Raw genomic sequence first — 26,260 nt, forward strand, 5'->3', positions numbered from 1 at the left:
GGTGCGTTTCACATCAAGGGTGCGCCTGCGTTCCTGGTCACTGGCATCGGCAAATACGGATACGCCTGATTGCGCCGCGGCGTGGCGGCGGCGTAGTGCGTCAGCGCCGATCCCACTCCCATCAGCCAAGGACATCGTCATGCCCATCTACAACCACAACGGCACTTTCGGTCATCCAGTGAACATCAGCCGCTTCGTCACGGACGTGCAGAACGGCGTCGTGGCCGGTCCCTTGCCCTATCTGGCCGGAGCCGGCAACGACTTGGGCGTCAACGCATCGGCGGCCCAGGCCATCGGCCCGGTACCCGGCATCACCCGCGCCTTCGGCCTGATCACCTGCGCCGCGGTCATCTACGTCTCCACCGACCCGAATGCCGTGCCTGCGGCCTGGGTCAACCATTCCAATGCAGGCCACGTTTCCGCAGCCGATGTGGCCGCCGCGCTGGCCAGCCTCGGCGGGCCGCCGACGGCCAGCGTGCTGGTGATCTTCGCCCATCCCGGGGCGTCCGATCCCGGCTATCTGGCCTCGATCGGCACCATCGGCGCGTCGGGCATTCCCGCCAACAACATCGTCGAAATCCCCAATCTGATCGTGCCGCAGTTCGGCATCAACAACCTGGCTCAGATCGGCTGAAGCGCTCCCGCCCGCGCGCTGCGGCGCGCGGGTCCGTGCGAGACGCGGACGACCGTGTCTTGGTAGATGCCTAGCCGCAGACTCAAAAAAAGCGCACGCGGCCCCCTCAGCAGCGAACGGTGTACCGCGCTAAAATTGCAGACAATGGAAACCCCAAAAAGCAGCGCGGATCAGTCGAATAGCGCCGAGCACCAGCGCTACGCCGCCTCGCTGCGCCTGTCCGTCGCCCCGATGATGGACTGGACCGACCGCCATTGCCGGGTCTTCCACCGGCTGCTGGCGCCGTCGGCGCGGCTGTACACCGAGATGGTGCACGCCAATGCGGTGGTGCTGGGCGATCGCGCGCGGTTGCTGGATTTCGATGCGTCCGAGCATCCCGTGGCGCTGCAGCTCGGCGGCAGCGAGCCGGCGCTGCTGGCGCAGGCGGCGCGGATCGGCCAGGACTGGGGCTACGACGAGATCAACCTCAATTGCGGCTGTCCGTCCGACCGGGTCCAGGCCGGGCGCTTCGGTGCCTGCCTGATGCGCGAGCCGGCGCTGGTCGCCGAATGCGTGGCGGCGATGGTCGAGGCCGTCGACATCCCGGTGACGGTGAAATGCCGGCTGGGCGTGGACCAGGACGACGACTACGCGGTGTTCCTGGCCTTCGTCGACCAGGTCGCCGCGGCCGGCTGCGGGCTGTTCGTGGTGCATGCGCGCAATGCCTGGCTGCAGGGCCTGTCGCCGAAGGAGAACCGCGAAGTGCCGCCGCTGCGCTACGACTGGGCGCACCGGCTCAAGCGCGAGCGGCCGCAGCTGCAGGTGGTGCTCAACGGCGGCCTGGCTGCGGTGGAGACGGCGCAGGCGCAGTTGCAGGCGGTGGAAGGGGTGATGCTGGGCCGCGCCGCTTACCACGATCCCTACGTCCTGCACCGGCTGGACGCGGCCCTGACCGGCGCCGCACTGCGCCCGCGCGCCGAGTTGCTGCGCGCGCTGCGCCCCTACGTCGAGGCGCGCCTGGCCGAGGGCCTGGCGCTCAAGCACATCACCCGGCACCTGCTCGGCCTGTTCCACGGCCAGCCCGGCGGCCGTGCCTTCCGCCAGGTCCTCAGCGAAGGGGCGCACCGCCCCGGGGCCGATTGGGCGCTGCTGGAGCGGGCGCTGGCGGTCACCGACGGGGCGGCGCGCGCCGCGGCCTGAGCCGGTCCAGGGAGCGTCTTCGGACCGAAACTGCTGCGTGGCGGCGGGCCGTCATCGCCTCCGCGCAGAGGCGTCCGACGACATGGCGGCCTGCTCGGTGGCGGACCCGGATCCCACTTTTCCCCCTGCTCGTTCAGGGAGTCTGTTCAGGGTCTGGCGACTAGTCTCTGCCTGCCGGGAGACGCCCTGAAGTACCTGGCGAGGGCCTCTCCAGAGCGCTGGCGCGGCCCTTGCATCGGTCTTCGGCAGGTTCATTTGACTGAATGTCGCCCGTGGCGCCCGGAAAAGTTCAGACCGGATTCACCCCGAAAAATCAAGAATTTGCCTCGATTTCTCGAGGTCGCCGCCGTTCCCGCGAGGTGTCGCGCTTCACAAGTTTTGAACGTTTCCGATCAGTCCGTTAGGATGCCCGTCGTGACTTCTTCCGCTTCCCGCCACTACCGCTTCGCCGCTGTGTTCGCGCTCGCGCTGGCGTCGGTCGCGGCTGGCCACGGCCGTGCGCAGCAGCCGCCCATGCCGGGGGTGATGGCGCCGCCGGAGCGCGACGCGGGGCGTAATCGGGACTATGGCGGCAGCTCGCTGTCCGACGCGGTGCGTCGGGTGCAGCGCTCCACCGGGGGGCAGATCCTTGGCGCCGAGCGCGTGCCGTTCGACGGCCGCGACATCAACCGCGTCAAGTACATGGATGGCCGTGGGCGGGTACGCTACATGGACGATCCGCAGCCTGGCCGTGCGGCACCGCCGCGGGCGCCGCGGTCGGGCGAGCCTCCGGAGCCACCACGCGACGATCACCCGTGAGTCCGGATAGTTCGGTTCAGGTTCCACACACCGCCCCGGCCACCGGCCACCTGTAAGTTACTAGGGAGAGTTATGCGTATCCTTCTGGTCGAAGACGAAGCTCCGCTGCGAGAGACCCTGGCCGCTCGCCTGAAGCGCGAAGGTTTTGCGGTGGATGCGGCGCAGGACGGCGAGGAAGGCCTGTACATGGGCCGCGAAGTGCCCTTCGACGTGGGCATCATCGATCTCGGCCTGCCGAAGATGTCGGGCATGGAGCTGATCAAGGCGCTGCGCGACGAAGGCAAGAAGTTCCCGGTGCTGATCCTGACCGCGCGTTCCAGCTGGCAGGACAAGGTCGAAGGCCTCAAGCAAGGCGCCGACGACTACCTGGTCAAGCCGTTCCACGTCGAAGAGCTGCTGGCGCGCGTCAATGCGCTGCTGCGCCGCGCCGCCGGCTGGAGCAAGCCCACGCTGGAATGCGGCCCGGTCGCGCTGGACCTCGCGGCGCAGACCGTCAGCGTCAGTGGCAGCAACGTCGACCTGACCAGCTACGAGTACAAGGTGCTCGAGTACTTGATGATGCATGCCGGCGAACTGGTCTCCAAGGCCGACCTGACCGAGCACATCTACCAGCAGGATTTCGACCGCGACTCCAACGTGCTGGAAGTCTTCATCGGCCGCCTGCGCAAGAAGCTGGACCCGGACGGCGAATTGAAGCCGATCGAGACCGTACGCGGCCGCGGCTACCGGTTCGCGATTCCGCGCACCGAAGGCTGATCGCAGGCGCCGGCGAGCACACCGAGGAAGCGACCGCGTGGCGGCACGACCCAGGTGGTACAAGCGCTGGCGCCCGCGTTCGCTGCAGGCGCGCCAGCTGCTCGCCGCCAGCCTCAGTCTGCTGGCGTTCCTGGCCGCGGCCGGTTACGCGCTGGACCAGGCGTTCGCCGACACCGCGCTGAGCAACCTGCGCGAGCGCCTGAAGAGCTACGCCACCGCCTACGCCAACAACATCGACGTAGCCCGCGACGGCTCGCTGTACATCAACAACGACAAGCCGCCGCCGGACCCGCATTTCGACCGGCCCGGCAGCGGCCTGTACGCGCAGATCGTGATGCCCAACGAGCGCTGGATCTCGATGTCCAGCGAAGGTCCGCTGCCGCCCCGCGGCGGCATGCTCGAACCGCGCCAGGAGACCTTCGACGGCCCCTGGCCGATGACCCAGATCGACGGCAGCGAAGGCGAGGTCTACCGCTACGGCATCGGCCTGGCCTACGTGCGCCGCGACAAGGAAACCCCGGTCACCATCTACATCATGGAGGACACCCGCGCGCTGGGTGCGCAGCTGCGCGTGTTCCGCGGCCGGGTGTGGTTCAACCTCGGCGGCGCCGGCCTGATCCTGCTCGTGCTGCAGGCCTTCATCCTGCAATGGAGCCTGCGCCCGCTGCGCCGAGTGATCAACGAACTGACCAAGGTGCAGCGCGGCGAAGCGATGCGCATGGGCGATCGCCACCCGCGCGAACTGGAGCCGCTGACCGACAGCATCAACGCCTTCATCGAGAGCGAGCGCGAGAACCTGGACCGCCAGCGCAACACCCTGGCCGACTTGGCGCACAGCCTGAAGACGCCGCTGGCGGTGCTGCGCACCCAGCTCGACAGCGGTGCGCAGGGGCCGGAGCTGCGCGAAGAGCTGGACGTGCAGTTGCGGCGCATGAACAACCTGGTGTCCTACCAACTCGCGCGCGCCGCCTCCAGCGGCCACAAGCTGTTCGCCGCACCGTTGCCGATCGAGCCCAACGCCGAGGAGATCGTGCGCGGCCTGGAGAAGGTCTACGCGGCCAAGGGCGTGCTGTGCGAGTTCGACATCGAGCCGAGCGCGCGTTTCCATGGCGAGCCCGGCGACCTGCAGGAACTGCTCGGCAACCTGTTGGAGAACGCGTTCAAGTGGGCGCGCCGGCGGGTGCTGCTGAGCGTGCGCCCGGAGCCGGCCGCCGGCAGCCGCCGTGCCGGCCTGATCATCGCCGTGGAGGACGACGGCCCCGGCATCGCCCCGGAGGAAGTGGCGCACATCCTGCAGCGCGGCGTGCGCGGCGACGAGCGCGTGCATGGCCACGGCATCGGCCTGGCGATCGTGCAGGACCTGGTCAAGGGCTACCGCGGCGAACTGCAGGTGAGCCGCTCCGAGGAGCTGGGCGGGGCGCGCTTCCTGGTCACCCTGCCGCCGGGGTTGTAAGCCCCACAGCGCGCTCCTGTGCTGGTCTGGGACCGGCATCCCGCTGCACAGCGACGACCCGCGCCAATCGAGCGGCCGCGCGCGCCGCTGCAGTGCAGCAGCAGGTGAATCCCGTGCAAATGACCGGGAGGTTTCCGACAGAGGCTTAACGCGACTGGCGCGCAGCTGGCGATACTGCGCCGGTCTTCACGCCGCTTTTCGTCCAGGAGCCCCGCATGTCCGCATCCCGGCATCGTCCTGCAGCAACGCGTCTGCGCGTGCGCGGCCGGCGCGCGCTGCGCAATACCCAGCGGTTGCTGCTGTCGTTGCTGCTGGTGCTGTTCACCGTCGGCGCCATCGCTGCCACCGACAAGGTGCTCAAGCGCGACGATGCGCGCTGGCTGCAGTCGATGACCACCGGCCTGGACAGCGCCAGCGTGGCGCAGTTCGAGCGCGATGGCCGCAAGCGCTTCCTGCGCGAGCAACTGCAGGCCGACGGTGGCGATGCCGCCCTGCCGGCGCCGGTGCGCGCGCAACTGGACGGCTACGCGGCATTGCACACGCCGGTCCAGGAGTTGCTCAAGCAGCAGGCCGCCGCGCAGCAGGCGATCAAGGCGATGCCGGATGGCGATGCCAAGGTCGCGGCGAAGAAGGCCGCGCAGCAGCGCGGCGATCTGCTGCTGAACCAGGCACGCCAGGCGCAACTGCTGCGTTCCATCTACGCGCCGGATCAGCTGCGCGAGCAGATGGTGTGGTTCTGGCTCAATCATTTCAGCGTGTTCGCCGACAAGGGCCGCCTGCACTGGACCGTGGCCGACTACGCCGACAACGCGATCCGCCCGCACGCGCTGGGCAAGTTCTCCGACCTGGTGATGGCGACGCTGGAGAGTCCGGCGATGCTGGAGTACCTGGACAACGCGCAGAACGCCAAAGGCAAGGTCAACGAGAACTACGCGCGCGAGTTGATGGAACTGCATACCCTCGGCGTCGATGCCGGCTACACGCAGAAGGACGTGCAGCAACTGGCGCTGATCCTCACCGGCGTCGGCATCGCGCCGGTCGACCGCGACGGTCCGCCGAAGCTGCCGCCGGCGCTGCAGGCGCAGTATGTGCGCCGTGGCGCGTTCGAGTTCAACCCGGCGCGGCACGAACCCGGCGACAAGACCTTGCTCGGCCAGCGCATCGCCGGCGGCGGCTTCGACGAGGTCGAGCGCGCGGTGCAACTGATCGTGCGCCAGCCGGCATGCGCGCATTTCATCTCGCGGCAGTTGGCCGAGTACTTCGTCGCCGACGATCCGCCGCCGGCGCTGGTGGAGAAGATGGCGCGCACGTTCCAGCGCAGCGACGGCGACATCGCGGCAGTGCTGCAGGTGATGTTCACCGCACCGGAGATGGCGGCCGGCGCGCCGCACAAGTTCAAGGATCCGTACCGCTTCCTGGTCTCGGCGCTGCGCCTGGCCTACGACGGGCAGACCATCGTCAATCCGCAGCCGTTGCTGGGCTGGTTGAACCAGATGGGCGAGCCGAGCTTCGGACGGATCACGCCCGATGGCTGGTCGCTGCAGTCCAGTGCCTGGAACAGTTCCGGGCAAATGGCGCAGCGCTTCGAGATCGCGCGTGCGATCGGCAACGGCAACACCCAGCTGTTCACCGTCGAGGGGCAGCAGCGCGGCGGCTTCCCGCAACTGAGTACGCCGCTGTACTACCACGCGATCGAGCCGCAATTGAGCGACGCCACGCGCCAGGCGCTGGCGCAGGCGCGCTCGCAGCAGGAGTGGAACGGCTACCTGCTGGCCTCGCCCGATTTCAACTACCGCTGACCGCGGCCTTCGCCGCACGGAGATCCGCCATGCACCGTCGCCGCTTCTTGCTCGCGTCCGCCGCCGCTGCGGCCAGCCTGCCGTTCGCCGGGCGCCTGTTCGCCGCACCGGCGCCGTCGCCGCGTTTGTTGGTGGTGTTCCTGCGCGGCGGCTACGACTGCAACAACCTGCTGGTGCCGTACGCGAGCGATTTCTACTACGCCTCGCGGCCGAGCCTGGCGATCGCCAGGCCGGATCCGGCCAATCCCAACAGCGCCATTGCGCTGGACAGCCAGTGGGGCCTGAACCCGCGACTGCGCGACACGCTGATGCCGCTGTGGAACGACAAGCAGCTGGCCTTTGTGCCCTTCGCCGGCACCGACGACCTGTCGCGCAGCCACTTCGAGACCCAGGACAGCATCGAGGCCGGGCAACCGGCCGGGCAGCGCAGCGACTACCGCACCGGCTTCCTGGCGCGGCTGTCGCAGGTGGCCACCGGCACGCCGTCGATCGCCTTCACCGACTCGCTGCCGCTGAGTTTCCAGGGCGGCGGCGACATTCCCAATCTCTCGCTCAAGCGCAATCCGACCCCGGCCTTCGACCAGCGCCAGGCCGACATCCTCGCCGGCATGTACCACGGCACCCAGTTGGCCAGTGCCGCGCACGACGGCCTGGCGCTGCGCCAGCAGGTCTCGCAGGCCCTGCGCGACGAGATGCAGCAGGCCAACCGCGGCGCCGCCAGCGCACGCACCTTCGCCGACGAGACACGGCGCATCGCCACGCTGATGCGCGAGCGCTACCGGCTCGGCTTCGTCGATGTCGGCGGCTGGGACACGCACGTCAACCAGGGCAGCACCGACGGCGCGCTGGCCAACAACCTGGCCAACCTGTCCGAGGGGCTGTCGGCCTATGCCGAGGCGCTGGGACCGGAGTGGCGCAACACCGTGGTGGTGGTGCTGTCCGAGTTCGGCCGCACCTTCCGCGAGAACGGCGACAAGGGCACCGACCACGGCCACGGCACCACGTACTGGGTGCTGGGTGGCGGGGTCAACGGCGGCCGCATCGCCGGCGAGCAGGTGGCGGTGAGCAAGGACAAGCTGTTCCAGGACCGCGACTACCCGGTGCTGACCAACTACCGCGACATGTTCGCCGGCCTGCTCGGTCGCATGTGGGGGCTGTCGCCGACACAGTTGCAGAAGGTGTTCCCGCAGGCGCACGCGCGGGATTTGAAGTTGGTGTGACGCGTTTTCCGCGATGGAGGGATTCGGGAAATGTCCTGTAGGGGCGGCTTCAGCCGCGACGGGTGCACTGTGGGAGGGACTTCAGTCCCGACGCGTGACGCGCTCGACTCCCCGTAACGCATGCGTTGTCGCGTTCATCGCGGCGACGTCTTGAAGCGATGCCTCAAGACGCGATGGCCGCTCAGTCCGCGGCAAACGGAGAGCGACCATAGAACCGCGCCAGATGCGCCGCCACTTCCGGCATCTCGCGTTGCAGCCGCTCTGGCGCGGAAAAGTGATATTCGCTGACCACCGCGAAGAATTCTTCCGGCGCTTCGGCGGCGTAGGCGTCGATCTCGCTGGCGCGGCCGCGGTCCACGCGCGCGCAGAAGGCGTCGTAGCTGCGCTGGAAATCGTCGGCCCATTGCCGCTGCCAGGCGCGCGGCAGCAGCGGCGTGCCGTCCAGGGCGCCGTCGAGCACGTCGAGCTTGTGCGCCATTTCGTGCACCGCCACGCAGTAGCCGGCACGTGGATCGTCCAGGTCGGCCTGCACGTCGGCCCAGGACAGGATCAACGGGCCGCTGTCCCAGGATTCGCCGATCAGTTCGTCTTCCCACTCGTGCAGCACGCCGGCCGCGTCGACATGGCTGCGCTGCACGCGGAACGCGTCCGGGTAGACCAGCAATTGCGACCAGCCGCGCATGCCCTCGCTGCCGTACTCCAGCAGCGGCAGACAGCACAGTGCGGCGAGCAGGCCGCACTGCCGGGCATCCAGCTGCAGGCCGCCCAGCGGCGAGATGGTCTTGCGATGCAGGAATTCGCTGGCCAGCGTACGCAGGCGCTGTTCGCGCGGCGCATCCAGAGCGGCGACCCAGGCGCAGTTGCGGCGCACGGCCTGCCAGGTGGCGTCATCGATAGCGGCGGGTTTCGACCACAGCCCGCGCAGCCAGCGTGGGATCAGCGGAACATCCCCGGCAGGAAGCTGTGCCACTTCGGCATGCGCATGCGCGGCACCAGGTCGCTGTCGCTGCCGCCGCCCGTGGTGGTCGAGGCCGGCTTGCCGGTGGAGGCGGGCGCATGCATCGCTGCGGGCGGGCGCGTCGGCGTGCTGTCGGCATCGGCCGCGTCGCCGTAGGTGCAGTCGGTGTGCGGCTTCTCCGCCAGCACGTTGGACGCGTGGGCGGCGGCGAGTGGCAGCAGCAACAGGAGCAGGCAGGACAGGGAACGGCGCATCGTCGGCATCCAGGGCGAGCGGCGGTGAATTCCGATTCTAACGCGGTTTTCACCCGCTGCAGGGCTCCGGCCCTGGGCGCCCGGGGGGCGTTGCCGCATACTTTTCGGTTCACGAGGGCGCGCCACTGCACGCCCAGGGGCGGAACGAGGCGATGGAACCGGCGTTGGACGAGCGCGAACTGTTGGCCAGGCTCAGCAAGGGGCCCCTGTCCGGCGATGCCCTGGCGCGTGCCTGCGGGCTGACCCGGGCGGCGGTGTGGAAGCGCATTCAGGCGCTGCGCGCGGCCGGGGTGGAGATCGAGGGCCGGGCCGGCGAGGGCTATGGCCTGGCACGGCCGCTGGAACTGCTCGACGCCGCGGCGATCCGGGCCGGACTGAGCGGGCCGGTGGGCGCCGAGCTGGCCGGGCTGGAGATCGCCTGGAGCCTGGTCTCCAGCAATACCACCCTGCTGCAGCGGCCGGCGCCGGCGCAGGGCAGCGAGGTCCTGCTGGCCGAGCGCCAGACCGGCGGCCGTGGCCGCCGTGGCCGGGTCTGGGCCTCGCCGCTGGCGGCGCATCTGTATCTGTCGGTGGCGCGCAGCTTCCAGGGCGGGCTGGGCCGGCTGGGCGGCTTGAGCCTGGCGGCCGGCGTGGCCGTGGCCGAAGCCCTGCGTGCGGCCGGATTCGCCACGGTCGGGCTGAAGTGGCCGAACGACCTGCTGGCCGACGGGCGCAAGCTGGGCGGCCTGCTGGTGGAAGGCGGCGGCGAGTTCGCCGGACCGGCGCGGGCCGTGATCGGCCTGGGCCTGAACGTGGCGATGCCGGCGGCCGCTGCCGCGGACATCGACCAGCCGTGGACCGACCTGACGCGGCTGGCCGGCGGCGCGGTGTCGCGCAACGCGATCGCCGCGGCGGTGCTGTCGCAGCTGCTGCCGGCGCTGGCGCTGTTCGACGCGGAGGGACTGGCGCCGTTCCTGCCGCGCTACGCCGCGCTGGATCTGCTGGTCGGACGCGCCGTGCGCATCGACGATGGTGGCCAGGTGCGCGAAGGCACGGCCCTGGGGCTGGCCGAGGACGGCGCGCTGCGGGTGGCCTTCGCTGACGGCGAGCAGCCGCTGCATGCGGGCGACGTCAGCGTGAGGCCGGCATGAGCGACTGGCTGTTCGACCTGGGCAATTCGCGCTTCAAGTTTGCCGCGCTGGAACACGGGCAGGTGGGCGCGGTGCAGGCCTGGCCGCATGGTGCCGAGGCGATGGACGCGGCGGCGGTCGCGGCGCTGCCGCAGGGTGGCACCGCCTACGTCGCCAGTGTCGCCGCGCCGGCCCTGACCGCCACCGTGCTGGAGGCGCTGCGCAGCCGCTTCGCGCAGGTGCAGGTGGCGCGCACCGAGGCTGCCTGTGCCGGGGTGCGGATCGCCTACGCGCGACCGCAGGCCTTCGGCGTGGACCGGTTCCTGGCCCTGCTCGCCGCGCATGGCGGCGGCGACGTGCTGGTGGTCGGCGTGGGAACGGCGCTGACCGTGGACCTGCTCGACCGCGATGGCCTGCATCGCGGCGGCCGCATCGCGCCGTCGCCCACGGTGATGCGCCAGGCCCTGCAGCAGAAGGCGGCGCAGTTGCCGGCCGAGGGCGGCGATTACCACGAGTTCGCCGCCGACACCGCCGACGCCCTGGCCTCCGGCTGCGACGGCGCGGCGGTGGCGCTGATCGAACGCAGCCTGCAGCAGGGCGAGGCCTTGCTCGGACGCCGACCGCGGCTGCTGCTGCACGGCGGTGGGGTGCCGCCGCTGTTGCACGCACTGCCGTCGGCCGAGCAGCGCCCCGCCTTGGTCCTGGACGGACTGGCGCTGTGGGCGCAGGCGCACGCCGTGGCCGGTGCCGGTGCCGCCTGAGCGGGCCGGCGCAGGCGGCCGTTGCGGCGAGGTCGCCACGTCCCACGCAGACGTCTCTGTCTCTCCCAAGCTGCATCGCACGCTCTAGAATCCGGCCATGCTCGTTCGCGCCCTGCTCGTCGTCCTGACCATCCTCAACCTCGGCGTCGCGGTGTGGTGGGCGATGCAGCCGCCGACGCCGCCCCCGGTGCCGATGCCGGCCGTGCCGGCCGGGGTGGCGACGCTGCAACTGGTCAACGAGACGCCGGCACCGGCCGCTGCGCCCACTCCGCCGGCCGTTGCGCCTGTCGCCGCGCCAGCCGATGCGAAGGCCGACACCGTCGCCGCCGCCGATACTGTCGAAGCGGTTCCGGCGCAGGCTGACGCACCGGCGGCTCCCACGACCGCCGCACCGTCCACTGCGCCCACGCCGCCCGCTGCCGTGCCTGCGCCCGCTCCAACCCAGAGCCAGGTCGAGCCTGCGGCGAAGCCCGCCGCCGACGCGGCGGTGTGCCTGAGCGTAGGACCGTACCCGGACCGCGACGCGGCGCAGGCCGCCGTCGCCGCGCTGGCCCCGGGAGCGCCGCGTCCGCGCCTGCGCGAGGCGGCCGACAGCGATGCCACCAGCTTCCGCGTGATCCTGCCGACCATCGGCGGCGAGGACGGCCTCAAACAGGCCACCGAGCGCATCGTCGCCGCCGGCATCCGCGACTATTACCCGTTGCGCCAGGGCGATGCCGGCAATGCCATCGCCCTGGGCCAGTACCGCAGCCGCGAGGGGGCCGAGCGCCGCCGCCAGGAACTGGCCCGTGCCGGCTTCAACGCCGACCTGATCCCCAGCGGCGGCAGCGGCCAGTCGCGCTGGTGGCTGGACTTGCGCGCCGACTCCGCGGCACAGGCCGCGACCTTGCGCCGCCAACTCGGCGCCGCGCGCCAGCGCACCGTGGACTGCGGCACGCTGCGCTAGAATGCCGCGCCTGCCGGTGTCCGGCGCCGCGCCGTCGCGCGTGCCGAGTCCCGCGCCAGCAGGTAGACTGCCCCGGGCCCGCCCGCGGGCGTCGTCCACCTTGCCGCTTTAGCTCAGTCGGTAGAGCAACTGTCTTGTAAACAGTAGGTCATCCGTTCGATTCGGATAAGCGGCACCATCTTCGATCCGCCGGCATCCGCAGATGTCCGCGCTGCGCCATCAATCCGCTGAAACAGCGGGTTTTTGCTTTCTGTCGCGTGCCCTCACGAACATCCAGTCGAGCAGGGAGCAACTGCGCGTCACGCGAGCAGGGTGGTGGGGGGGCGGATGGCAAGCACGCAGCAGCACACTCGCGAGGCAACAGCCGCTCAACCGAAGCGCGGTTGGATCGCCGCGTGTTGTCGCGAGCTGCGCTACGGGCTTCGCGGCATGAGCAAGGACTGCGCGCGCGCGGAAAGCGGACAACCCTGCTGCTGCAAGAAGGCGATGGCCTCTCTGGTGCGCCTGAGCAGCCCGGTGTTCGCGATGAAGGTCGTTTTGGCTCCCTGGAACGCCAGCACGACGTTCTCGGTTCCCCATGCCTTCCGATAGTCCACGCTGGCGATCTCGCGGTACGGACGGGTGCGCGTGCGCAGCACGCGGTACTCCACGTGGTCTGCGTGCAGGATCAGCATGGGGTTGAGGCTGTTGTGCGCCCACGCGAACCAGGGAAGGAACGTGAGCCCGGCGAACGCGGCCTCCAGGGTCACGGTCAACGGTTTTTCCAAGGCGATCTCCAGAAACGGCGAAGCAGCTTAGTCAGCCACCGCCATCGACGTCCAACGGTGCGCCTTCGCTGCTGCGCCGCGGCGAGTCGTGCCATGCCGGTCCCGCTAGACTGGGTCACTTTTTTGGCTGGAGCGTATGCGCATGAAGTCGTCCTTTCTGCCGGTGTCCCTCATCGGCGTGCCTACCGACATCGGGGCCGGCCATCGCGGTGCGCGCATGGGGCCGGAGGCGCTGCGCATCGCCGGCCTGCACGAGGCGCTGACCAATCGTGGCGTCGAGGTGCGCGACATCGGCAACATCGATGGCCCACGCAATCCCTGGCAGGCGCCGGTCGACGGCTACCGCCACCTGGACGAGGTGGTGGCCTGGAACCGCGCGCTGATGGAGGCCAGCTACGCCGAGCTGCGCGCCGGGCGCATGCCGATCGTGCTCGGCGGCGACCATTGCCTGGGCATCGGTTCGATCACCGCGGTGGCGCGGTACTGCCGCGAGCAGGGCCGCAAGCTGCGCGTGCTCTGGCTGGACGCGCATTCGGACTTCAATACCAGCGAGGTCACGCCGTCGGGCAACGTGCATGGCATGCCGGTGGCCTGCCTGTGCGGGCTGGGCCCGCAGGCGCTGACCGAGCTCGGCGGCAGCGCGCCGGCGTTGCGCCCGGAGCAGGTGCGGCAGATCGGCATCCGCTCGGTCGACCCGGATGAGAAGCGGCTGATCAAGCAGCATCGTGTGGACGTGTACGACATGCGCTACATCGACGAGATGGGCATGAAGCGGACCATGGAGGCGGCGCTGGACGGGCTCGACGCCGACACCCATCTGCACGTCAGCTTCGACGTGGACTTCCTCGACCCCAGCATCGCCCCGGGTGTCGGCACCACCGTGCCTGGCGGCCCCAACTACCGCGAGGCGCAGCTGGTGATGGAGATGATCGCCGACAGCGGGCGCATGGCCTCGCTGGACATCGTGGAGCTGAATCCGGTGCTGGACCACCGCAACCTGACCGCGGAGCTGGCCGTGGACCTGGTGGAGAGCCTGTTCGGCAAATCGACCCTGATGCGGGACTGAGCGACGCGGGCTCACCCTGAATGGGTCGCCGGTTCATTCACGTGAAATCCACAGTGGTGACGGCAGATTCACCCCCAGACGGTAGCGCGGCGACGCCTATCGCCGCCCACCCCGACCACCTGCGATTGCCGAGGACGACCCGATGAAGCGACTGACCACCCTGTTGATGCTGACCCTGTTTTGCGCTGGTGTGCTGACCGGCTGCAACACCGTTGCCGGCGCCGGCAAGGACATGCAGAAGGCGGGCGAGAAGGTGGAAGACACCGCCAAGGATTGCAGCGCGGGCAAGTGCTGAGTTTCGCGCGGCCTGCGTGCCGCGTCCCATGACCAAGTAAGCAAGGAGTGAACCTATGAAGCGTACGTTTGCGTGGATGCTGCTGGCGATGTTCTCTGTGGGCCTGCTGGCCGGTTGCAACACCGTTGCCGGTGCCGGCAAGGACGTGCAGAAGGCGGGCGAGAAGGTCCAAGACGCCGCCAAGAACTGAGCCTCGTCTCGGTGACCAGAAACGGGTCGGCTTGCCGGCCCGTTTTTTTTTGCGCGGCTGCCGACCACCGCGTAACGGTTCACGATGCTCATGCATCGCTGACGCTGCGTTGATCGGTTCGCGACGCAGGCCGCGCAATGCTGCGCGGGCGGCGTACGGCGCCGCTTACACATCACGAGAGATGCCATGAACAAAGACATCATTGCCGGCAAGTGGACCCAGCTCAAGGGCAAGATCAAGGCGCAGTGGGGCGACCTCACCGACGACGACTTCGACGTTGCCGAAGGCAATACCCAGTACCTGGCCGGCAAGCTGCAGGAGCGTTACGGCTGGGCGCGCGATCGCGCCGAGAAGGAAGTGCACGCGTTCCGCGACAGCCTGGGCAAGGAATACCACGACTGAGGCGCACACCGCCGCAGCGTCGTCGACACGGGCCGCATTGCGGCCCGTGCTTTTTGCACGCGCGGGAAGTTCAGCGCTCCGGCGGATCGGGCACGTAGTCGCCGGGAAACGCGCTTGGCGCAACCGCCACGCGCCGCGGCGGCAGGTTCCGCGGCAGCACGCCGCGTGCGATCAGCCGTGCGCGGCTGTCGTAGCGCAGCTCGGTCCGTTGCATCGGCACGTCGCTGGCGCGCTCGAATTCGGTGACGCGCGAAGGCGACCACTCGCGCGCGCCGTGGCCGGTGCCCAGGCGCTGCTGCACGCGGGCAGCGGAAGTGCCTTCGCGTGCATACGTGCGTGCGTCCGCGGACGGTGCCGACGCGAGGGGCGCGGCCGCACTGCGTTGCGGGGCGTCGGCGGCCGCTGCCGGTGCAGGCATTGCTTCCGGCGTCGGGACGCCGGGCGTTGCCGCGCGCGCGGCTGCGTTGGAAGCTCTCTCGGCGTCGACGCTTGCGTTCCCCGGGACGGTATCGGGCCATGCCCGCGCTTCGTCGAACACCGCCATGCCGATCACGCCGACGTTGCGCGGACGTCCGGTGCGTGCCGCATAGCTGTCCTCCAGGTCGGTGAACACGAACTGCGCCACGTCCTCGGACGATTTGCGCCACCCGGCGATCTCGGTTTGTTGCCACGGCGCCAGCACATAGCCGCGCTGGTCGCTGGCCGCGGTCTGGCCACTGACCGTGTTGACGCCGTCCACCGACAGCACCACCAGCACCCGCGCCCCGGTCAGGTTGGTCAGGCGCAGCGCGTAGCGGTGGCCGGGCGTGGCGGCGATCCAGCGCTCGCCGCGCCAGGCATGCGCGGGCAGCGGATCGTCGCCGGCATCGCGATCGATCACCTGCAGCTGCACCGCCGGCGCCGAGCTCGGTGGCGACGGCCATGGACGAAAGCCGCACAGCCCGCCGATGCACAGCAGCGCGAAGGCGAGCACGGCGAGGGAACGGGAACGGCGGGGCAGGGACGGAGCAGGAACGTGCATCGCGGCGACTCCAGGACGGGGACGCCGGATTGAACGCACCACGCGCCGGAACGGGGTTGTCGCGCAGCGGGTAAACTCGCCGGGTTTCCCCCTGACCGTCCATTCCGCATGACCACCCGCGTTCTCACCGGCATCACCACCTCCGGCACGCCGCACCTTGGCAACTACGTCGGCGCCATCCGCCCCGCGCTGCAGGCCAGCCGGCGTCCCGGCATCGAGAGCTTCTTCTTCCTGGCCGATCTGCACAGCCTGATCAAGGCGCAGGACCCGGCGCGGACCCAGCGCTCGACCCTGGAGATCGCGGCGACCTGGCTGGCGGCGGGCCTGGATCCGGCGCAGGTGTGGTTCTACCGCCAGTCGGACGTGCCGGAGACCAACGAGCTGACCTGGTTCCTGACCTGCGTCGCCGGCAAGGGCATCCTCAATCGCGCGCATGCCTACAAGGCGGCGGTGGACAAGAACCGCGCCGACGGCGAGGACGACGATGCCGGGGTCACCGCCGGCCTGTTCATGTATCCGGTGCTGATGGCCGCCGACATCCTGCTGTTCAAGGCGCAGCAGGTGCCGGTGGGCCGCGACCAGATCCAGCACATCGAGATGGCGCGCGATTTCGCGCAGCGCTTCAATCACGTCTACGGCCGCGAGCACTTCGTGCTGCCCGATGCGCTGATCGACGAGCAGGTGGCGACGCTGCCCGGGCTGGACGGGCGCAAGATGAGCAAGAGCTACGACAACACCATTCCGCTGTTCGCCCCGCGCGAGGAGCTGAAGAAGCGGGTGTTCGCCATCGTCACCGATTCGCGCGCGCCCGGCGAGCCGAAGGAGACCGAGGGCTCTGCGCTGTTCCAGCTGTACCAGGCCTTCGCCAGCGCCGAGGAGACGGCCGCGTTCGCGCAGGCGTTCGCCGCCGGCATCGGCTGGGGCGAGGCCAAGCAGCAGCTGTTCGAGCGCATCGATGCCGAGATCGCGCCGATGCGCGTGCGCTACGAAGCGCTGATGGCGCGTCCGCAGGACATCGAGGCGATCCTGCGCGACAACGCGCAGCGCCTGCGCGAACGCTATGCGATCCCGTTCCTGGCCGAGCTGCGGCACGCGGTGGGCCTGCGCGATCTGTCGGCGCAGGCCGATGGCGCTACCGAAGCGGCGGCGGCCAAGCAGGCGCTGCCGAGCTTCAAGCAGTACCGCGAGGCCGACGGCCAGTTCTACTTCAAGCTGCTCGATGGCGAGGGCGTGCTGCTGTTGCAGAGCGGCGGCTTCGCCTCGCCGCGCGACGCCGGGCAGACCATCGCCGCGCTCAAACAGGCCACACAGGCCGAGGCGCTGCAGGCGGCGCCGGTGACCCTGGATGCACCGGCCGAGACGGTGCTGGCGGCGCTGGCGCGCTTGCGCGAGGCGGGCTGAGCGCTCGCACGGCGGTCCGTCGTAGAAGCGGCTCGGACAGGGCGGCACTAGCCTTGTCGGAGGATTGCATTGTGGGAGGGACTTCAGTCCCGACGACGGAGGGTGTCAGGCGGCGCTCGGCTTCGCTTGTCGCGGCTGCATGACGGTCGACTCCTACAGACAAATGACGCGTTCCATCGCGACATCCGAAGCGCGTGTGTTTGCCGGCCGCATGCAGTCGGGACTGAAGTCCCTCCCACAATGGGCTGTCGGCTCTCCGGCGTTTCCGTTATTCGTCCTCATCCGGCCCTTGCCGCCCGGCACTGGCAGCATCCTCCATACCGCCTAGAATGGAGCTTCGCCCAGCCACGCTTCTGCGCCATGCCACGCGATCCCAGCATCCAACTCGTCGATACCGGCTTCCAGCGCGCGCAGTTCGATGCCGCCTACCTGATCGTGGAGAACGGGCGCGGCGCCTTCGTCGACTGCGGTACCAGCCATGCCGTGCCGCTGCTGCTGGACGCCCTGGCGCAGGCCGGTCTGGCACCGGTCGACGTGGACTGGCTGATCCTCACCCACGTGCACCTGGACCATGCCGGCGGTGCGGGTGCGCTGCTGCAGCACCTGCCGAACGCACGCCTGCTGGTGCATCCGCGCGGTGCGCCGCACATGATCGATCCGGCGCGGCTGATCGCCGGCGCCACCGCGGTGTACGGCGAGGCGGAGATGGCGCGCAGCTACGGCAGCATCGTGCCGGTACCGGCGGAGCGCGTGGTGGTGGCCGAGGACGGCCATCGCCTGTCGCTGGCCGGGCGCGAGCTGTTGTGCATCGACACCCCCGGGCACGCCCGCCATCACCTGTGCGTGTGGGACGCACGCAGCCGCAGCTGGTTCAGTGGCGACACCTTCGGCCTGTCCTACCGCGAACTGGACAGCACGCGCGGTGCGTTCGCGATTCCGACCTCGTCGCCGGTGCAGTTCGAGCCGGAAGCGATGCAGGCCTCGATCCAGCGCATGCTCGGCTATGCGCCGCAGACGCTGTATCTCACCCACTACGGTCCGGTGGAGGGCGCCGAGACGCTGGCGGCGGAACTGCTGGAGCAACTGGAGGCGATGGTGGCGATCGCGCGCGGCTGCGACGGCCGTTCCGATCGCCATCGCTGCCTGGTCGCGGCGCTGACCGCGCTGTATCTGGAGCGGGCGCGGCTGCATGGCTGTCCGCTGGACGATGCCGGTGTGGAGCGTGTGCTGCACATGGACATCGAACTCAATGCGCAGGGCCTGGCCTGCTGGCTGGATCGTCCCGCGCGCTGAACGGCGGCCGGTTTCGCGCACGCGAATGCGTCGCCGTGCTGTCTCCGCACGACGCCATTCTCTACACTGTGCGGCCCGCTTGTTGCCAGGTCGTGACCGTGAACCCGATGCGCATGTTGCTGCTGTCCGCTTCCCTGTTCATGGGAGGTGCGGCACAGGCAGCCAACGATGCGCTGGCCGGCGATGCGGGCGGCGACGCCGATGCCTTGGAGCGGCATGCCTTGCCGTCTAACAGCGATTCCTCTGAGGCCTGTGGTCCGGCGATGCCGGTCTGAGCGACGCCGAGTCGAGCGACATACGAGTGCCGTCACAGCATGTTGGCTGGACGGTGCCGGAGCCGTTGGCCATGGCCGGCGATACGTGCGTTGCGCTGGGGATGCGGTAGAAGGAGATCTTCGCGGGTGGCGCAAGGCCACGCGTAGAAGCGGCTTCAGCCGCGACGGGGCGTGACCGGCAATGCCTGTCGCGGTTGAAGCCGCTCCTGCGAGAGAACAACGCGGTGTTCGGCAAGGCTGCGAAAAGCGCGCGCTAGAAGCGGCCTGAAGCCGTTTCTAACCTGCCAGGTGCATGCGGGTGCCGCAGGCGACCATGCCGCACTGCTCAGGCAGTGGTGTCGATCAACCCGCCGACGATGCCCTGATTGAGCAGGTCGCCGGTGACCGTGTCGCTGAGGCTGGGATCGGACTGCAGCAGCGACGACAGCTGCGGGGTCAGGCCCTGGCCGCTGAAGACGCCGGAGGCGTTGTACAGGCCCGGGGTCGACGGCGGCGCGGTGATGGTGCCGAGCAGGCCCTGGTCGTACGTCTGCGTGGCCTGGTCGAGGGTGGGATACGGCCCGGTGCCGGTCGAGGTCGACGAGCCGGCGGTCGAAGTGGAGGTGCCGGCAGAGGAGGCCGAGGCCGCATCGCTCGGGCCGGCGCTGACGATGCTGTTGAACAGCCCGGCCGCGTTGTAGGTCAGGCCCGTGTCGGCCGGGGTGGTTCCCGCGAGGCCGCCGAGGCTGAAGATCACCGAGGCCTCGCCGGACAATTCCACCGCCTGCTGCACCGCGGCCGGATCGTTGCTGGCCACGATCGGGTTGCCGGCTTGAGCCGAACCGCTGGAGGCACTCGCTGCGGAAAAGCCATAGGGCGACGTGCCGTAAGGCGTGACGGTGCCGAGCGGCGACAGTGCGGTATCGATGGCCATGGCAGTGCGCAGCGAGCAGGTGTGTGTGCGTACAGATACGCCCGTGCGGCTGAACCGTCTCTTAGGTTTTTCGGGGTCTGCGGAGCGCCGGAGCGGGCTGCAGTTGCGCTGTCATGGACGTCGGCTGATCGGTGGAAACTTCAGTGGTCAGAACTGCATGGAGCAGCACACTCCTCGCGCGAGGCCGATCTCGTTTCTCCGGCCAGAGCGCGGCGCGGGTCGGCCATGCACAGTGGCGGCAGCTGACGCGACCTGGTTGAGATCCTTCATCTCCTGCGCGCTGCTGGTCTGGCTGTTGGCGCGCCCACGCGGACCTGCAGCGCCGCGGCCTGGTGATCACGGTGGAGCGCCGGGCGCCGCTGGCGGTGGCTGCGGTGCCAGTGTGGATGCCCGTGAGGCACCCGACGCATCGTCGCGCCAGCGGCTCATCACTGCCTCGTCGCGCCGACGCGACCTCGAGGTAGTCGGCGCCCTCAGTGCGATGGGCGGCGTGGCTTGGCGGGTTTGCAGGGATACCGTTTGGCCAGGGCTTGCACGACCAGGTCGCTGGCGCGCTCGTCCAGGCGCGCGTCGGGCAGCGCGCCGAGATCGGCGACCAGGGCCTGCACATCCGGTGGACCGGACTGGCCGGCCGGTCGGCACCATCGCGCGCCCTCGCTGCCGGCCGCGATGCCGAGCATGTAGGCGGCCGCCGTGCGCGAGGACACCATGACCCGCAGTTCCTGCGGTTGCTGCGGACCCAGGTCGTCTGCCAGCGAGCCGTCCAGCGGGGCTTCCAGCAACTGATGTCCGTTCAAGTCCCAGGGTCCGGCAGGCGGGCGTGCCGCGCTGTTGCTGCCCAGCGCCGCCAGCAGGGGCAGCGCGAGCCAGGTGCGGTGTGATGTCATCCACGACTCCTTTCTCGACGAACGATCTGTACGCCGCGGCAGCGCGCCGCGCGCGGGCGAGACGGCTTGCGCGCAGACCAGGTGCTCTAGAATAGCGCCCCCGCTGTCTCTGGCGCCGTCCGATGCCTTCTGCTCCTGTCGCCGCTGCGCCTGCGCGCGGCGGCTTCGTCGTTCTCGCCCTGTTCCTGGTCTATGTCGTCTGGGGCTCGACCTATCTGGCGATCCGCTTCGCCCTGGAAGGCGGCGCGCCGCCGTTGAGCGTGGTCTCCGGCACGCGCTTCGTGATCGCCGGCAGCGTGCTGTACGCGGTGCTGCGCTGGCGCGGGGTGCCCGCGCCCACGCGCGCGCAGTGGCGGCCGCTGGCCATGCTCGGCGCGCTCATGCTGGTCTGCGGCAACGGCCTGGTGGTGCTGGCCGAGCGTCAGGTGTCCTCGGGGCTGGCGGCGGTGGCGGTGGCCTCGGTGCCGCTGTGGATGGCGCTGTTCGGCACGCTGCGCGGCCATCACGCCAGCCGCGGCGAATGGCTGGGGATCGTGGTCGGCTTCGCCGGCGTGGTTTGGCTCAACGCCGGCAGCAGTCTCAATGCCAGCCCGCTGGGCCTGGTGCTGCTGTTGATCGCGCCGGTCGGCTGGGCGTTCGGCTCGGTGTGGTCGCGCGGGCGCGACCTGCCGATGCCGTTCATGGCCGCCGCCGGGCAGATGCTGTGCGGCGGGGTGATGCTGGTGGCGATCGGCCTGCTCAGCGGCGAGCGCCTGCACACCCTGCCGAGTGCGCAGGGCATGCTGGCGGTGGCCTACCTGTGCGTGTTCGGCTCGATCGTCGCCTTCACCGCCTACGTGTGGCTGCTGCAGAACGTACGCCCGGCGCTGGCCGGCAGCTACGCCTACGTCAATCCGGTGATCGCGGTGGCGCTGGGCAGTTGGCTCGGCAGCGAACGCTTCAGCGCCAGCGATTTCGGTGCGATGGCGGTGATCCTGGCCGGCGTGGTGGTGATCACCGTGGCGAGGACCCGGCGATGACCGCGGTCGCCGCGCAGGAGGCCCGGCGCGGCCTGTGGATCACCGCGGCGACCTTCGCGCTGTGGGGCGTGGTGCCGGTGTACTGGCACCTGCTGCAGGCGGTGCCGTCGCCGCACATCATCGCCCACCGCATCGTCTGGAGCACGCTGCTGGTGGTGGCCTGGCTGGTGTACAGCGCACGCCTGCAGTGGTGGCGGCGCATCGCCGCGCAGCCGCGCGCGCTGGCCACGCTGGCGCTGAGCAGCCTGGCGATCGCCTTCAACTGGGGCCTGTACATCTGGGCGGTCAATGCCGGCCACGTGATCGAGACCAGCCTGGGCTACTTCATCAATCCGCTGGTCAACGTGCTGCTCGGCGTGCTGGTACTGCATGAGCGGCTGCGCCCGCTGCAGTGGCTGGCGGTGGCCTGCGCCGCGCTGGGCGTGGCCTGGCTGACCGTCGACGCCGGCACGTTGCCATGGATCGCGCTGGGCCTGGCCGGCTCGTTCGGGCTGTACGGCCTGTTGCGCAAGCTGGTGCAGGTGGATGCGGTGGCCGGGCTGGGCGTGGAAAGCCTGTACCTGTTCCTGCCGGCGCTGGGCTTCGTGCTGTGGGGCGAGGCCGGCCACGGTGGCGGCTTCGTCGGCGGCTGGGGCTGGCGCAACGACCTGCTGCTGGCGTTCGGCGGCGTGGTGACCGCGGTGCCGCTGATCGGTTTCGCCTACGGCGTGCGGCGCATCCCGCTGTCGCTGGTGGGGCTGCTGCAGTACATCGCACCGAGCCTGCAACTGCTGCTGGGCGTGTGGTTCTTCCGCGAGCCGTTCGACGCGGGCAAGGCGATCGGCTTCGCCGCGATCTGGATCGGGTTGCTGTTGTTCGCCGGAGAGAGCTTGTGGCGGTCCGGCGTGTGGCGGCGAGCGGGGATGACCAGCCATTCGGCTGTGAAAAGCGGGGAGTAGGGATTCGGGATTGGCAAGAGCCGGCGCCGTTCCCTGAAAGTGGCAGATCGCCAGCGCAGTCGCTGTTACGAATCCCCAATCCCGACTCCCTAATCCCGACTCAGCCGCGGCTATCGCTCGCGGCCGGCCCACCGGTCAGCTGCAGCTCGGGGTCCGCGCGCGGCGGCAGCGGCTGTGGGCAGCGGCCGCCATGGCTCGGCGACTGCAGGTCGGCGAACCAGTCCTCCACGGTCGGCGCCAGCAGGTCCAGCCGCATCGGCAGGCTCAGGTGGTTCTCGCCGGGCATTTCCAGGTAGTGCGCGCGCGGGGCGTCCAGCGCCAGCAGGCGGCCGTGCGCCACCGGGATGTGCTGGTCGGCGCTGCCGTGCAGCAGCAGCACGCAGGCCGGTGCGGCGCGCGCGGCGGCGGTGACGTCGACCTGGTCCAGGTTGAGCGCCAGGCGCTGATTGGCGTTGGCGATCACCGCATCCAGGTTCTGCCCGCCGTAGCGCCAGCGCGCCAGGTCCATCGCCGCGCTGGCCATCCAGCCGCGCGGGCGGCTGGCGAGCATGTGCGGGATCATGTCGCGGATGCCGCGGCCGGCGTTGGCGAAGGATTCCATCGCGACCACGCCGTCGACCTGGTCGCCGAGCTTCTGCGCGGCGAACAGCGCGGTGGCCGCGCCGTAGGACACGCCGAACAGGTACACCGGGCCCTGCACCTCGCCGCTGGCGCGCAGGGCGCGGATCACCGCGACCACGTCGTCGGACTCGCGGGTGCCGTAGCCGGCCGGGCCGCCGCCGGAGCGGCCGTGGTTGCGCAGGTCGATGCTGATGCTGCGGTAGCCGGCCTGGGCCAGGTCCAGCGACCACGGCAGCAGCGAGTCGCCGTCCATCATCCAGCCGTGCAGCAGCACCACGGTGCCGCGCGGCGCCATGTGCGTGGTCGGCGCCGGGGTGGCGACGTCCATGGCGAAATCGGCATGCTCGTGGCCGCTGGCGTCGCGGCCGGCGTGCTCGTAGCGGTAGCGCATGTGGTAATCGCCCGGGTCGATGGCGCGCCAGAAGATCGGGATGCCGCCCGGCACCACCACGTGGCCGCTGCGGTTGGGCAGGGTCGCCAGCAGGCTCTGGATGCGCTCCTCGTCCATCAACGGCGACACGCCGCCCGGCGCGACCAGGCGGTCGCTGAGCGAGGTGGAGGAGCAGGCGCTCAGCCACAGGCTGGCGCAGAGGACGAGCAGCAGGCGCAGGCGCGAGGACATGGGCGTGGCGGCGTGGAACCAAATGGCCGCGCAGGCTAGCGCCTCGGCGGCGGCCGTTCTACCGCGTTTCGATGACGGAACGATGACGCGTCAGCCGCCATTGGGCCGGGCCGGGACAGCGGTCCCGGCCCGGCGCGTTCAGCCCTGGCGCTACAGCGCGCGCAGGGCGGTGGTGATCGGCAGCCGCGCCGCGCGCAGCGCCGGGAACAGGCCGCCGACCAGGCCGATGCCCAGCGCCCATTTCAGCCCGGTCCACAGCAGCGGCGGGGACACCTTGAACTGGAATACCACCTGGCTGAAGTTGCTGCCCAGGGTGGAGACGCTGTAGCCGTTGAAGATCGCCCAGGCGATCAGCCCGCCCAGCACGCCGCCGAGCAGCGCCAGCAGCATGGTCTCCAGCATCACCGCCACCACCACCGGCAGCCCGCGGAAGCCCAGCGCGCGCATGGTGGCGATCTCGCGGGCGCGGGTGGCGACCGCCGCGTACATGGTGTTGAGCGCGCCGAACACCGCGCCGATCGCCATGATGGTGCCGATGAAGGTGCCCAGGACCTCCAGCACCTTGCTGAGGTTGCCGCCCTGCTTGCGGTAGTACTCGCGGGTGGTGAACACGTCCAGCTTCAGCCGCGGGTCGGCGTCCATCGCCGCCTTGAACTGGCGGAAGCCGTCCTGGCCCTGGGTGCGCACGCTGATCGACTGGTAGGCGCTGCGGTTGTAGGTGGTGGCCAGGGTCTGGGTGTCGGTCCACAGCTCCGAGTCGTGCGCGTCGCCGCTGGCGAACACGCCGACCACGGTCCAGGCCTGGTTGCCCAGGGTCAGGGTCTGGCCGAGCTGCAGGCCGCGGAACTGCGATTGCGCGCCCTTGCCGACCACGATCTCGCGCAGGCCCGGCTTGAAGCGACGGCCCTGCAGGAGCTTGACCTTGTCGTGCACCGCCCAGCCCTGCTCGCCGACGCCGCGGAACTGCGCGTTGACGTCGGTGCCGTCGGACTTCGACTGCAGGTTCACCACCTGCGACAACTCCGGCGAGACCAGCGGGCGGTTGTCGGCGCCGCGCGCCACGCCGGCCAGGCTGGCGATCAAGGGCACCTGGTCGCGGGTGATGACCGAGTTGGTCTCGGCCTGCGAGCCGCCGCGCAGGACGATGGCGGTGGTGTCGTCGCCGGTGCTGTCCAGGGTGGCCTGGAAACCCTGGCCCATCGCCAGCATCGCCACCAGCACGCCGACCACGCCGGCGATGCCGACCACGATCACCGAACTGGCGCCCCAACGCTGCGGCAGGCTGGCGATGCCGATGCGCGCGGCGGCCAGCGACAGCCGGCCGCTGCGCGTGACCAGCAGCAGCACGGCGAGCACCGCCACCAGCGCCAGCACCAGGAACCAGGGCAGGGCGATCCAGATTCCCAGGCCGAGCGCCAGCGCCGCGATCGCCAGGACATTCCATAACCATTGCATCTTCATTGCGTTGTTCCTCGGGTCTGCGTCGCCGTCCGTGGCATCGCTGTGCTGGAGAGAAGGGGCGGGCTCAGCGCCCGGCCAGGGCGTCGACGATCTTCAGCCGCTGCGCGCGCAGCGCCGGCAGCAGGCCGACCACCACGCCGATGACCAGCATCAGCGCCGCGCCGATCAGCCAGGTCTGCAGCGGCACCGCGTGCACCGGCAGCGCGCCGCGGCTGGCGCTGGCCAGCACCGGGATCGCCGCCGCCGCCAGCGCCATGCCGAGCAGGCCGCCGAGTACGATCAGCAGCACCGACTCGACGATCACCAGGGTCAGCACGGTGCGGTCCTGGAAGCCCAGGGTCTTGAGCGTGGCCAGTTCCGGAATGCGTTCGCGCACCGCCTGCGCCATGGTGTTGCCGGTCAGCAGCACCAGGGTGAAGAACACCGCGCCCATGATCGAGGTGACGATCAGGCCGATGTCGGCGAACTGCTTCACGAACGCCTGCTGGAACGCCGACTCGGTCTGCGACTTGGTCTCGTGGTCGGAGTTGGCCGACAGCGCATCGATCGCCTGCGCCACGCGCGAGGCGTGCTCGGGATTGTCCAGCCGCACCGTGTACCAGCTGACCCGGCCCTTGATGTAGTCGTTGCTCTCGTCGAAGTACTTCCAGTTCATCATCAACTGGTTCTCCGCCTGCACGTTGGCGCGGTCCTTGGCGCGGAAGATCGCCTTCAGTTCCAGCGGCCAGTCGTTGCTGCCGCCGCGCGGGAAGATGGTGGCCTGCAGCGGGATCACGTCGCCGACCTTCCAGCCGTTCTTCTTCGCCAGCGCCTCGCCCACCGCCGCACCGGTGCGGGTGTCGCGGAACGCCTTGAGCTGCTCCGGCGGCATCTCGTACTCGCTGTACACGTCGAAGAAGTTCGGCGCCACCGAGAAGTTGGGGAAGAAGTCCTTGGGATCCTTGTAGATGCCGCCGAACCACATCGCATAGGTCACGTCGCGCACGCCCGGCACGCTGCGGATCTGCGACTCTAGGCGCACCGGCAGCGACTGGGTGATCGACAGGCGTGAGGCCACGACCAGGCGGTTCACGCCTTCCACCGAGCCGCCGGCGGTGAATGCGACGCGCACCGAGTCGAGCAGGCCGAACAGCAGGAAGGCGACGATCACCGAGAACAGGGTCAGCACTGTCCGCGTCTTGCTGCGGAAGAGTTGCGCCCAGATCAACGAAAAATACTTCAT

The 26,260-nt window shown here is 69.9% G+C and carries 27 protein-coding genes, 1 tRNA gene and 1 pseudogene; 20 read left to right on the plus strand and 9 right to left on the minus strand.

Going from position 1 to position 26,260, the window contains the following annotated elements:
• The first annotated feature begins 178 nt into the window (after positions 1–178).
• The 7 genes from CEK65_RS09705 to CEK65_RS09735 all read left to right on the plus strand — a co-directional run bounded on the left by CEK65_RS09705 (position 179) and on the right by CEK65_RS09735 (position 7,839).
• Positions 179–634, plus strand: a complete 456-nt coding sequence (locus tag CEK65_RS09705; protein WP_152181584.1) for a hypothetical protein — start codon at positions 179–181, stop codon at positions 632–634.
• Positions 635–778: 144 nt separating this feature from the next.
• Positions 779–1,813: a tRNA dihydrouridine(20/20a) synthase DusA gene (dusA, locus tag CEK65_RS09710; protein WP_152181585.1), complete on the plus strand. Its 1,035-nt coding sequence runs from the start codon at positions 779–781 to the stop codon at positions 1,811–1,813.
• A gap of 414 nt (positions 1,814–2,227) precedes the next feature.
• A complete protein-coding gene (locus CEK65_RS09715) occupies positions 2,228–2,611 on the plus strand; it encodes a hypothetical protein (protein WP_039726258.1) in 384 nt (127 codons plus the stop codon).
• Between the two features lie 72 nt (positions 2,612–2,683).
• On the plus strand, positions 2,684–3,367 hold the full coding sequence (locus tag CEK65_RS09720; RefSeq protein ID WP_003469280.1) for a response regulator transcription factor: 684 nt from the start codon (positions 2,684–2,686) through the stop codon (positions 3,365–3,367).
• Between the two features lie 82 nt (positions 3,368–3,449).
• The gene (locus CEK65_RS09725; protein WP_193314135.1) at positions 3,450–4,820 is read left to right on the plus strand and encodes a sensor histidine kinase; all 1,371 of its coding nucleotides are present in this window, start codon (positions 3,450–3,452) and stop codon (positions 4,818–4,820) included.
• A gap of 215 nt (positions 4,821–5,035) precedes the next feature.
• Positions 5,036–6,619, plus strand: a complete 1,584-nt coding sequence (locus tag CEK65_RS09730) for a DUF1800 domain-containing protein (protein WP_051064879.1) — start codon at positions 5,036–5,038, stop codon at positions 6,617–6,619.
• Positions 6,620–6,648: 29 nt separating this feature from the next.
• Positions 6,649–7,839, plus strand: a complete 1,191-nt coding sequence (locus CEK65_RS09735; RefSeq protein ID WP_152181587.1) for a DUF1501 domain-containing protein — start codon at positions 6,649–6,651, stop codon at positions 7,837–7,839.
• 181 nt (positions 7,840–8,020) lie between these two features.
• On the opposite strand, the gene CEK65_RS09740 is transcribed toward CEK65_RS09735, so the two are convergent.
• Both CEK65_RS09740 and CEK65_RS09745 read right to left on the minus strand, forming a co-directional pair.
• Positions 8,021–8,809: a M90 family metallopeptidase gene (locus CEK65_RS09740; protein ID WP_152181588.1), complete on the minus strand. Its 789-nt coding sequence runs from the start codon at positions 8,807–8,809 to the stop codon at positions 8,021–8,023.
• Entirely contained in the window at positions 8,776–9,060 is a 285-nt protein-coding gene (locus tag CEK65_RS09745; RefSeq protein ID WP_152181589.1) for a hypothetical protein, read from the minus strand. Before CEK65_RS09745 ends, CEK65_RS09740 begins: the two co-directional genes overlap by 34 nt.
• A gap of 155 nt (positions 9,061–9,215) precedes the next feature.
• Between CEK65_RS09745 and birA the strand changes: the two genes are divergently transcribed.
• From birA to CEK65_RS09765, 4 genes are all read left to right on the plus strand, one after another.
• Positions 9,216–10,181: a bifunctional biotin--[acetyl-CoA-carboxylase] ligase/biotin operon repressor BirA gene (gene birA, locus CEK65_RS09750; protein WP_193314747.1), complete on the plus strand. Its 966-nt coding sequence runs from the start codon at positions 9,216–9,218 to the stop codon at positions 10,179–10,181.
• A complete protein-coding gene (locus tag CEK65_RS09755; RefSeq protein WP_152181591.1) occupies positions 10,178–10,921 on the plus strand; it encodes a type III pantothenate kinase in 744 nt (247 codons plus the stop codon). The genes birA and CEK65_RS09755 overlap by 4 nt, the downstream gene beginning before the upstream one ends.
• Positions 10,922–11,018: 97 nt before the next feature.
• Positions 11,019–11,867 carry an SPOR domain-containing protein gene (locus tag CEK65_RS20965; RefSeq protein WP_193314745.1) on the plus strand — a complete coding sequence of 283 codons (849 nt, stop codon included), beginning with the start codon at positions 11,019–11,021 and terminating at the stop codon, positions 11,865–11,867.
• Positions 11,868–11,969: 102 nt separating this feature from the next.
• Positions 11,970–12,045, plus strand: a tRNA-Thr gene (locus tag CEK65_RS09765).
• A 235-nt stretch (positions 12,046–12,280) separates the two neighbouring features.
• Here CEK65_RS09765 and CEK65_RS09770 read toward each other — a convergent pair.
• Positions 12,281–12,634, minus strand: coding sequence for a hypothetical protein (locus CEK65_RS09770; RefSeq protein WP_226977802.1), 354 nt, complete (start codon positions 12,632–12,634; stop codon positions 12,281–12,283).
• A 142-nt stretch (positions 12,635–12,776) separates the two neighbouring features.
• On the opposite strand from CEK65_RS09770, the gene rocF reads away from it, so the two are divergent.
• The 4 genes from rocF to CEK65_RS09790 all read left to right on the plus strand — a co-directional run bounded on the left by rocF (position 12,777) and on the right by CEK65_RS09790 (position 14,587).
• Positions 12,777–13,700, plus strand: a complete 924-nt coding sequence (gene rocF / locus CEK65_RS09775; protein WP_152181592.1) for an arginase — start codon at positions 12,777–12,779, stop codon at positions 13,698–13,700.
• A 142-nt stretch (positions 13,701–13,842) separates the two neighbouring features.
• Complete coding sequence (locus CEK65_RS09780) at positions 13,843–13,995, plus strand: entericidin A/B family lipoprotein (protein ID WP_017908941.1); 153 nt, start codon at positions 13,843–13,845, stop codon at positions 13,993–13,995.
• 55 nt (positions 13,996–14,050) lie between these two features.
• On the plus strand, positions 14,051–14,185 hold the full coding sequence (locus CEK65_RS09785) for an entericidin A/B family lipoprotein (RefSeq protein WP_026143575.1): 135 nt from the start codon (positions 14,051–14,053) through the stop codon (positions 14,183–14,185).
• 186 nt (positions 14,186–14,371) lie between these two features.
• Positions 14,372–14,587 (plus strand): CsbD family protein, encoded by a 216-nt coding sequence (locus CEK65_RS09790; protein WP_010341025.1) that lies wholly within the window; start codon positions 14,372–14,374, stop codon positions 14,585–14,587.
• 70 nt (positions 14,588–14,657) lie between these two features.
• Here the strand turns inward: CEK65_RS09790 and CEK65_RS09795 are convergent, their stop codons facing one another.
• The gene (locus CEK65_RS09795; protein WP_152181593.1) at positions 14,658–15,560 is read right to left on the minus strand and encodes a hypothetical protein; all 903 of its coding nucleotides are present in this window, start codon (positions 15,558–15,560) and stop codon (positions 14,658–14,660) included.
• A gap of 156 nt (positions 15,561–15,716) precedes the next feature.
• Here CEK65_RS09795 and CEK65_RS09800 point away from each other — a divergent pair, with 156 nt between their 5' ends.
• From CEK65_RS09800 to CEK65_RS09810, 3 genes and pseudogenes are all read left to right on the plus strand, one after another.
• Positions 15,717–17,009 (plus strand): tryptophan--tRNA ligase, encoded by a 1,293-nt coding sequence (locus CEK65_RS09800; protein ID WP_152181594.1) that lies wholly within the window; start codon positions 15,717–15,719, stop codon positions 17,007–17,009.
• A gap of 360 nt (positions 17,010–17,369) precedes the next feature.
• On the plus strand, positions 17,370–18,302 hold the full coding sequence (locus CEK65_RS09805; RefSeq protein ID WP_152181595.1) for an MBL fold metallo-hydrolase: 933 nt from the start codon (positions 17,370–17,372) through the stop codon (positions 18,300–18,302).
• A gap of 107 nt (positions 18,303–18,409) precedes the next feature.
• A pseudogene (locus tag CEK65_RS09810) lies at positions 18,410–18,520 on the plus strand (peptidase); the annotation flags it as partial.
• 382 nt (positions 18,521–18,902) lie between these two features.
• Here CEK65_RS09810 and CEK65_RS09815 read toward each other — a convergent pair.
• Positions 18,903–19,490 carry a hypothetical protein gene (locus CEK65_RS09815; RefSeq protein WP_152181596.1) on the minus strand — a complete coding sequence of 196 codons (588 nt, stop codon included), beginning with the start codon at positions 19,488–19,490 and terminating at the stop codon, positions 18,903–18,905.
• Positions 19,491–19,963: 473 nt separating this feature from the next.
• Complete coding sequence (locus CEK65_RS09820) at positions 19,964–20,377, minus strand: Rap1a/Tai family immunity protein (protein WP_017913668.1); 414 nt, start codon at positions 20,375–20,377, stop codon at positions 19,964–19,966.
• A gap of 122 nt (positions 20,378–20,499) precedes the next feature.
• Here CEK65_RS09820 and yedA point away from each other — a divergent pair, with 122 nt between their 5' ends.
• Together yedA and rarD are read left to right on the plus strand one after the other, a co-directional pair.
• Positions 20,500–21,396: a drug/metabolite exporter YedA gene (gene yedA / locus CEK65_RS09825; protein ID WP_152181597.1), complete on the plus strand. Its 897-nt coding sequence runs from the start codon at positions 20,500–20,502 to the stop codon at positions 21,394–21,396.
• Positions 21,393–22,334, plus strand: a complete 942-nt coding sequence (gene rarD / locus CEK65_RS09830) for an EamA family transporter RarD (protein ID WP_152181598.1) — start codon at positions 21,393–21,395, stop codon at positions 22,332–22,334. The genes yedA and rarD overlap by 4 nt, the downstream gene beginning before the upstream one ends.
• Before the next feature lie 100 nt (positions 22,335–22,434).
• Here the strand turns inward: rarD and CEK65_RS09835 are convergent, their stop codons facing one another.
• The 3 genes from CEK65_RS09835 to CEK65_RS09845 form a co-directional block, all read right to left on the minus strand.
• Positions 22,435–23,577, minus strand: coding sequence for an alpha/beta fold hydrolase (locus CEK65_RS09835; RefSeq protein ID WP_152181599.1), 1,143 nt, complete (start codon positions 23,575–23,577; stop codon positions 22,435–22,437).
• Between the two features lie 150 nt (positions 23,578–23,727).
• Positions 23,728–25,038, minus strand: a complete 1,311-nt coding sequence (locus CEK65_RS09840; protein WP_152181600.1) for an ABC transporter permease — start codon at positions 25,036–25,038, stop codon at positions 23,728–23,730.
• A 64-nt stretch (positions 25,039–25,102) separates the two neighbouring features.
• Positions 25,103–26,260 (minus strand): FtsX-like permease family protein, encoded by a 1,158-nt coding sequence (locus tag CEK65_RS09845; protein WP_043093602.1) that lies wholly within the window; start codon positions 26,258–26,260, stop codon positions 25,103–25,105.

This window comes from Xanthomonas sp. LMG 12459, assembly GCF_009192905.1.
Classification (GTDB): Bacteria; Pseudomonadota; Gammaproteobacteria; order Xanthomonadales; family Xanthomonadaceae; genus Xanthomonas_A; species Xanthomonas_A sontii.